At 66.0% G+C, this 2,741-nt stretch carries 4 protein-coding genes; 3 read left to right on the top strand and 1 reads right to left on the bottom strand.

The features are described 5' to 3' along the window. The 3 genes from RDU12_RS14750 to RDU12_RS14740 form a co-directional block, all read left to right on the top strand. On the top strand, positions 1 to 647 hold a 647-nt coding region (locus RDU12_RS14750; protein WP_308685381.1), incomplete at its 5' end, for a dienelactone hydrolase family protein. Beyond that, complete coding sequence (locus RDU12_RS14745; RefSeq protein WP_300289617.1) at positions 644 to 1,807, top strand: cystathionine gamma-synthase; 1,164 nt, start codon at positions 644 to 646, stop codon at positions 1,805 to 1,807. The genes RDU12_RS14750 and RDU12_RS14745, both read left to right, overlap by 4 nt. 41 nt (positions 1,808 to 1,848) lie before the next feature. Then, positions 1,849 to 2,436, top strand: coding sequence for a hypothetical protein (locus tag RDU12_RS14740; protein WP_300289616.1), 588 nt, complete (start codon positions 1,849 to 1,851; stop codon positions 2,434 to 2,436). On the opposite strand, the gene RDU12_RS14735 is transcribed toward RDU12_RS14740, so the two are convergent. Next, entirely contained in the window at positions 2,437 to 2,697 is a 261-nt protein-coding gene (locus RDU12_RS14735; RefSeq protein ID WP_300289615.1) for a hypothetical protein, read from the bottom strand. Positions 2,698 to 2,741: the final 44 nt, after the last annotated feature.

The raw sequence follows: 2,741 nt of genomic DNA, 5'->3' as shown, positions 1-2,741 counted from the left end.
CCTTCGACAGCCACGGCAAGGCGATCCGGGCCATCCACTACCGGCCGGACGGGGAGGGGCGGCGGGCGGCGATCGTGATGATGCATGGCTCGGGCGGACGGATCACCAACCGCGGGCCGTGGCACGAACTGGCCATGCGCTTCGCCGGCGACGGCTATCAGGTGCTGACGCCGCTCTATATGGACGCCTACCCGGACGACGGCATCCGGCCGGAGCGGATGATGGAAGCGTGGCGCGACGTGGGCGAACACGCCATCGACTGGTTCATCGACCGGGGCGTCGACCGGCAGCGGACGGCGATGTTCGGCTATTCGCTGGGATCCTACGTCGCCGTGGACGGGGCGCTGGGCAACAGCCGGGCGGCGGCGGCGATCGGACTGGCGGGAGGGACCGACGTCTATACGCCGCGCGTGCCGCGTCGGCGGATTCCGGTGCTGATGCTCCGGGCCGAGAACGACGATCATGTGCTGCCGCGCAACACCGCCGCCTGGGTCAGCTTCCTGAGGGAGCACGAGATCAATGTGCGGGTTGAAGTGATCGCCGGAGCCGGCCATCTGTTCAGACCCGCCGAGTGGTCCGAGATCTTCGCCCGCTCGGCCGAATTTTGCGGCGGCACGATCGGCCGCCTTGATCAGGACACCGCATGAGCTCGCTGAAGAACAGCCAGGGTTTCTCGACCCGCGCCATCCACGCCGGGCAGCGGCCCGACCCGACGACGGGCGCGGTGATGACGCCGATCTACGCCACCTCGACCTACGCCCAGGAAAGCCCCGGGGTGAACAAGGGCTATGAGTACGCCCGCGGCAAGAACCCGACGCGCGAGGCGTTCGAGGCCTGTCTGGCCGATCTGGAGGGCGGCACGCACGGCTTCGGCTTCGCCAGCGGCATGGCGGCGACCGCCACCGCGCTGGAGCTGCTGGACGCAGGGTCGCACATCGTCACCGGCGACGACCTGTACGGCGGCTCGTGGCGGCTGTTCGAGCGGGTGCGGCGCCGTTCGATGGGGCTGGACTTCGCCTATGTCGACCTGAGCGACCTGAAGGCGGTCGAGGCGGCGATCACGCCGAAGACGAAGCTGATCTGGGCCGAGACGCCGACCAATCCGCTGATGAAGCTGGCCGACATCGCCGGCCTGTCGAAGATCGCGAAGGCGCACGGCCTGCTGCTGATCGTCGACAACACCTTCGCCACGCCGTGGAGCCAGCAGCCGCTGAAGCTGGGCGCCGACGTGGTCATGCATTCGGCGACCAAATATCTGAACGGCCACTCCGACATCATCGGCGGGGCGCTGGTGACGGCGAACCCGGACCTGGCCAAGGAGATCAAGTTTCTGCAGAACTCGGTCGGCGGGGTGATGGGGCCGTTCGACGCCTTTCTCGCCAACCGCGGGCTGAAGACCCTGGGCCTGCGCATGAAGGCGCACAATGAGAACGCCCTGGCGGTGGCGCGCTGGCTGGAGGAGCGAAAGGGGATCGCCAAGGTGATCTATCCGGGCCTGATCAGCCATCCGCAGCACGACCTCGCCGCCAGCCAGATGAACGGTCGCTTCGGGGGCATGGTCACGGCGGTCATCGACGGCGACCTGGCGCGCACCAGACAGGTGCTGGAGCGGGTGCAGGTCTTCACCCTGGCGGAGTCGCTGGGGGGCGTGGAAAGCCTGGTCAACCACCCGGCCATCATGACCCACGCCTCGGTGCCGAAAGAGCTGCGCGAGGCCGGCGGGGTGACGGACAGTCTGATCCGGCTGTCGGTGGGCGTCGAGGAGGTCGAGGATCTGATCGCGGACCTGGACCAGGCGCTGGGGTGAGACAGCTTGCGACTGCAACGCTGTTATCCTAACTCAGCACCATGGAAATGACGTGGGCTGCAGAATACGCCAAAGAGATCGTCTCGGTCGGCGCGGTCATTCTGGGATTCGCGCTGAACCACTTTCTGCGGCCGCGTGCGAAGCTCGTGTATTCGATCGGGCACGCCTTCACGTTTTTGATCGATCAGCCCCTTCTTGACCAAGAGGGCAAGCAGATTGCACCCAAACAGTCGGTCAACACCGCCTCGATCATCGTGAAGAACGAGGGGGTCGCCAGCGCCACCGATGTAGAGGTGACGTTCAACTGGAAGCCGGGCGTCATGAATGTCTGGCCGGCACGACACTACGAGGAGGTCAATTCCGCAAGTGATCGTCATACTGTGAAGTTTTGCAGCCTTGCTCCCAAGGAAAGCGTTGGCATCGAACTTTTTGCGATCAATGCGCCACTGCCGGGCATCACCGCAGTTCGCAGCGAACAATCGTCTGGTGTCGCGAAGGACATGGCGATGATGCCGGTCCACTCAAACACCAAACTGGCGTTGTTCGGCGCTCTGATCCTGCTCGGTGCGGTCGCGGCGATCTATCTAAGTATCACCGCGATCCAATGGCTGGCGCGGATCCCTTACTAATCAGGCGGCCTTGCTGGGCAGCGCCGTCTGGTGGCCGCTGGCGGGGACGACCTTCTTCTTGGCCGGGGCGCGGGGCTTCTTGACCGTCGTGGCCGGCGCGGCGGCGCGGCGTTCGACTTCGGCGTCGATCAGGGGGAGGATTTCAGAGGCGGTGTTCATCTGGACCGCGGAGCCGGATTCCGACAGGCGAGCGGCGTTGGCGCGCAGGGCCTTGAGGTCGGGATCGCTCATGGCGGGGATCATGTCGGCAAGCGGGGTCATCGGAAGTCTCCAGGGGACAAGGGAACGGGGGTCGGGCCGGCGCC

It is taken from the genome of Brevundimonas sp. (genome assembly GCF_031082345.1).
Lineage (GTDB): Bacteria > Pseudomonadota > Alphaproteobacteria > Caulobacterales > Caulobacteraceae > Brevundimonas.
This window is presented reverse-complemented; position numbering and strand designations above follow the sequence as displayed.